5 protein-coding genes are annotated in these 4,354 nt (G+C 64.9%); 2 read left to right on the top strand and 3 right to left on the bottom strand.

Annotated features, from left to right (window positions below; all coding sequences use genetic code 11):
* Positions 1-553 precede the first annotated feature (553 nt).
* Together pip and dtd are read left to right on the top strand one after the other, a co-directional pair.
* Entirely contained in the window at positions 554-1,504 is a 951-nt protein-coding gene (pip, locus tag MVF76_RS05375; RefSeq protein WP_297527770.1) for a prolyl aminopeptidase, read from the top strand.
* 5 nt (positions 1,505-1,509) lie between these two features.
* Positions 1,510-1,947, top strand: a complete 438-nt coding sequence (gene dtd / locus MVF76_RS05370; protein ID WP_297527769.1) for a D-aminoacyl-tRNA deacylase — start codon at positions 1,510-1,512, stop codon at positions 1,945-1,947.
* A gap of 57 nt (positions 1,948-2,004) precedes the next feature.
* Here dtd and MVF76_RS05365 read toward each other — a convergent pair whose 3' ends face one another.
* The 3 genes from MVF76_RS05365 to ccoG are packed head-to-tail and all read right to left on the bottom strand — an operon-like array spanning position 2,005 to position 4,313.
* Positions 2,005-2,316, bottom strand: a complete 312-nt coding sequence (locus tag MVF76_RS05365; RefSeq protein WP_297527768.1) for a hypothetical protein — start codon at positions 2,314-2,316, stop codon at positions 2,005-2,007.
* Positions 2,317-2,374: 58 nt separating this feature from the next.
* The gene (locus MVF76_RS05360) at positions 2,375-2,899 is read right to left on the bottom strand and encodes a FixH family protein (RefSeq protein WP_297527767.1); all 525 of its coding nucleotides are present in this window, start codon (positions 2,897-2,899) and stop codon (positions 2,375-2,377) included.
* 10 nt (positions 2,900-2,909) lie between these two features.
* Positions 2,910-4,313: a cytochrome c oxidase accessory protein CcoG gene (gene ccoG, locus MVF76_RS05355; protein WP_297527766.1), complete on the bottom strand. Its 1,404-nt coding sequence runs from the start codon at positions 4,311-4,313 to the stop codon at positions 2,910-2,912.
* Between the last annotated feature and the right edge of the window lie 41 nt (positions 4,314-4,354).

Genomic DNA, 4,354 nt, shown 5'->3' with positions numbered 1-4,354 from the left:
TCGGACGTGTGCCTGTTCATCTGAGGCGGGTGCTTCCCACCCAGAAAGGCCCCGCTTCGGCGGGGCCTTTCTGTTTGAGGGATGCGGGGGAAGTCGCGAGTCAGGCGTGAGGGAGGGCGGGCTGCGGCGGCCGCCGATCCTGCTGTGACGTGCGCTTTGACAGTCTTTCTTTCCGTGGATGCAGTGGATTCCGTGGCCAGCCCGTTCTTTCAACCCTGAAGTCCACTCCGAACAGAACCATGGACGCGGGTGCGTGGGCGGCGCGTGCCGGACAAAAAAATGCCCGATCGGTGATCGGGCCGATTGCCACTGGGCTGGAAGGCGATCGTAATCCGTCCCTGGATCCCGGCTACGAGGTTGTCCCGAACGGTTCCTCCCTTGGCGTGACGAGCGGGTCGCAGCCGGGTTGTCGCGACTGTCGCCGTTCGTCTTGTCCCCGGAACTGGCGGCAGCGCCGGCAAAATGGTGACATTCCCTGTCGCCTTGCTGTAGTCGCCCGGGTATGAAATCTTTGTAAGCCGATTCGCACACGCGCCCTGCAAGGACATGCCGAATGGAAGCCCTGTACCCGGAAATCCGCCCCTACGTCCAGCACACACTCGCCGTCGATGACCTGCACCGGCTGCACGTGGAGGAGTGCGGCAATCCCGCCGGGATTCCGGTGCTGTTCCTGCATGGCGGTCCCGGCGGCGGTATCGAGCCCTGGCATCGGCAGTTCTTCGATCCCGCCCGCTACCGCATCGTGCTGTTCGACCAGCGCGGTGCCGGCAAGTCCACGCCTCACGCCGAACTGACCAACAACACCACGGCGCACCTGCTCGCCGACATGGAGCAGATCCGCGAGACGCTGGGTATCGATCGCTGGTTGCTGTTCGGCGGATCCTGGGGCTCGACCCTGGCCCTGGTCTACGCCGAAACCTGGCCGGAACGGGTGCTGGGCCTGGTGCTGCGCGGCATCTTCCTCTGCCGGCCGCGCGATCTGCACTGGTTCTACCAGGACGGTGCCTCGCACCTGTTTCCCGACTACTGGCAGGATTTTCTTGCGCCCATTCCCGAGGACGAGCGCGACCGGCTGATTGCGGCCTACCATCGTCGCCTGACCGGCGACAATGAAGTGGAACGCATGGCGGCTGCCAAGGCGTGGTCGCTGTGGGAGGCGCGGACGGCCAGCCTGCTGCCCAACCGTGCCGTGCTGAATCACTTCGCAGACCCCTACACGGCACTGAGCCTGGCCCGCATCGAGTGTCACTACTTCATGCACGATGCCTTTCTGGAGCCCAACCAGATCCTGCGCGATGCCGGTCGCCTGCGCGACATCCCCGGGGTGATCGTCCATGGTCGTTACGACTGCGTCTGCCCCCTGGAACAGTCCCACGAACTGCATCGCGCCTGGCCGCAGGCAGAGCTGATGGTTATTCCCGATGCCGGTCATGCCGCTGCCGAATCGGGTATCGCCAGCGCCCTGGTGCAGGCCACCGACGAGTTCGCTGCCCGCCTGGGCTGAAACGCATGATCGGACTGCTGCAGAGGGTGACGCGCGCCGCGGTGCGGGTGGAGGGTGAAACCGTGGCGGCCATCGATGCCGGCCTGCTGGTGCTGGTAGGCATCGAGCGCGACGACGGCGCGGCCCAGGCCGACCGGCTGCTGGAGCGGCTGCTGGGCTACCGGGTGTTCGAGGATGCCGAGGGACGGATGAACCGGAGTCTGCGTGACACGGGTGGGGGCCTGTTGCTGGTGCCCCAGTTCACCCTGGCCGCCGATACCCGAAAGGGCATGCGACCCAGCTTCACGCCGGCGGCGGCGCCGGAAGAGGGGCGGCGCTGGTTCGAATATCTGCTGGAACGGGCCCGGGCGGAACATGCACCGGTCGGCGCCGGACGCTTTGGTGCCCACATGGCGGTGGAACTGGTCAACGACGGCCCGGTGACCTTCTGGCTGCAGGTCTGATCTCGGGCCACCGACGGGCGAAGAACGCCACGGAATCCGCCGAACGCGGCAGCCTGGTCAGACCACCTTGCGCAGGTCTTGGTCGTCCCGGCCTTCGCGGCGCAGGCGGCCCGGGCGGCCGTTGCCACCGACCCGGTCGCAGGGTTGCTGGAAATAGCAGGTGAGCCCGCTGCTCAGCACCCCGAGCAGCCAGAAGGCGAAGAAGCCCAGGGTATAGCCGCCGAGTCGGGAGATGCCTGCAAGCGCGGTGCCCTCGAACAGATGAACCGGATCGAAGGCGGTGAAGAACAGCGCCGTGGCGGCGCCACCGACCAGGAAAGAGGGCCACAGGATGGCCACGACACGTTGGATGAGCGGGGTTTCCTGCATCACGATCCTCCTCTGCTGCCCGTCGCGGCGACCCCATCAGAACATTATGATAATCTAATCAATCGCTTGGGGTGATCCGCGTCTGTCCACCATGCGTCAGATCCAGTCGCCCCGTCAAGCGCCAGTCCCCCTCGGGGGAACTCAGTATCAGATGCCAGCGGCCCGGCGCCATTGCCCTGAGCTCGCTGACATAGTGCCCCGGTGCCACGCGAGCCATCTGGATATGCCGATCCTTGTTGGCGCGGGTGGGGTGGGCCAGCCACAGCTCCAGGCGATCCAGTTCCGCCAGCACCGCGGGCGCCCCTTCCAGGAACACCTCCAGTTGCCGCTGTGCGGGATGATGCCGCACCAGTGCCGCCAGTCCCAGTTCGGCCGCCCTGCGTTCGCGATCGAGCTGGACGTTGATGGCGAGGCCCTCCTTGTAGTAGTCGTCCACCACCAGGCCGTCTCGGTTCTCCACCGCGACGAATATGGTGATCAGGCCACCAATCACCGCCGAGGCGGGGAGGGCGATCAGGAACCAGGGCCAGAACTGGCGATACCAGGGGCGTGCGGGGCGCAGGGATTCGGGCGTGGCATTCATGGCATCCTCCTCAGCCGCCGACCGGGCCGAGGAAACGGCCGGTCTGGGTGGTCCGGATATCCGGGTCATCGACCGCTTCCAGGGTGAAGCGGATCTCGCTGCTGGGCTGTTTCAGGTTGACCGGGTCGATGCGTACCCGAACCGGCAGGCCGAGCACCTCGCCGGCGGGCACCCGAAGCGTCTCGCGGCCCAGGTCGAGCTCGGCACCCGACAGGCCATCGATGGTCAGCCGGTATTCGTGTGGCCGTTCATCCTTGTTGATGATCTTCAGGGTGTAGATGTTTTCAACCAGTCCCATTGCAGTTTCGCGATACAGCGAATTGCGATCGCGGATGATGTCCAGTTCAACCGGTATCCGACTGGCAATGGACCAGATCAACCCGGCGCTCAGGGCCAGCAGCACCAGCGCATAGAAGATGGTGCGCGGACGGATGACATGAAGGCCCTTGCCGGCCATCAGGTTCTCGGTGGTGTAGCGGATGAGCCCCTTTTCGTAGCCCATCTTGTCCATCACCTCGTTGCAGACATCGATGCAGGCCGCGCAGCCGATACACTGGTACTGCAGCCCGTCGCGGATGTCGATACCGGTCGGGCACACTTGCACGCACAGGGTGCAGTCGATGCAGTCGCCCAGCCCCAGTTCCCGGGGGTTCACGCCCCGCTTGCGCGAACCGCGCGGTTCCCCACGCTTCTCGTCGTAGGAAATGATCAGGGTGTCGGCATCGAACATGGCGCTCTGGAAGCGCGCGTAGGGACACATGTAGATGCAGACCTGCTCGCGCAGCCAGCCGGCATTGCCGTAGGTGGCGAAGCCATAGAAGATGATCCAGAAGGTCTCCCAGGGGCCCAGGCTGAGGTTGAGCAGGTTGGCGCCGAGTTCCTTGATGGGCGTGAAGAAGCCCACGAAGGTGAGGCCGGTCCAGGCCGCAAAGGCCAGCCAGGCGGCATGCTTGGTGGCCTTGATCCGCAGCTTGGTGGCGTTCCAGGGCATGCGGTCGAGCTTCATCTGCTTCGGCCGGTCGCCCTCGATCCGGCGCTCCATCCACATGAACACTTCGGTCCACACCGTCTGCGGGCAGGCATAGCCGCACCACAGCCGCCCGGCGAGCGAGGTGAAGAAGAACAACGACAGGGCTGCGATGACCAGCAGCCAGGCGAGATAGATGAAGTCCTGGGGCCAGAAGGTCAGTCCGAAGATGTAGAACTTGCGCGCCGGCAGGTCGAACAGCACCGACTGGTGACCGTCATAGTCGATCCAGGGGAGGACGTAATAGAGGCCGAGCAGCGCGAACACCGCGAGCGTGCGCAGACGCGCAAACACACCGTGCACCTCGCGCGGGTAGATCTTCTGGCGCTTCTGGTAGAGGACGTCCTCGATGTCGGCAGACGATTTGGAGGCGACCTTCTCGTTCATCGAAACCTGACCTCTCGGTGAGGACTTCAGAGTATTCGAAT

The organism is Thiohalobacter sp., assembly GCF_027000115.1.
GTDB lineage: Bacteria > Pseudomonadota > Gammaproteobacteria > Thiohalobacterales > Thiohalobacteraceae > JALTON01.
Note: the sequence above shows the minus strand (reverse complement) of the source record. Positions and strands in the feature narration are given on the sequence as shown.

Coding starts and splice junctions, on each gene's coding strand:
- pip (WP_297527770.1), top strand. CDS start 554: ATGGAAGCCCTGTACCCGGAAATCCGCCCCTACGTCCAGCACACACTC.
- dtd (WP_297527769.1), top strand. CDS start 1,510: ATGATCGGACTGCTGCAGAGGGTGACGCGCGCCGCGGTGCGGGTGGAG.
- MVF76_RS05365 (WP_297527768.1), bottom strand. CDS start 2,316: ATGCAGGAAACCCCGCTCATCCAACGTGTCGTGGCCATCCTGTGGCCC.
- MVF76_RS05360 (WP_297527767.1), bottom strand. CDS start 2,899: ATGAATGCCACGCCCGAATCCCTGCGCCCCGCACGCCCCTGGTATCGC.
- ccoG (WP_297527766.1), bottom strand. CDS start 4,313: ATGAACGAGAAGGTCGCCTCCAAATCGTCTGCCGACATCGAGGACGTC.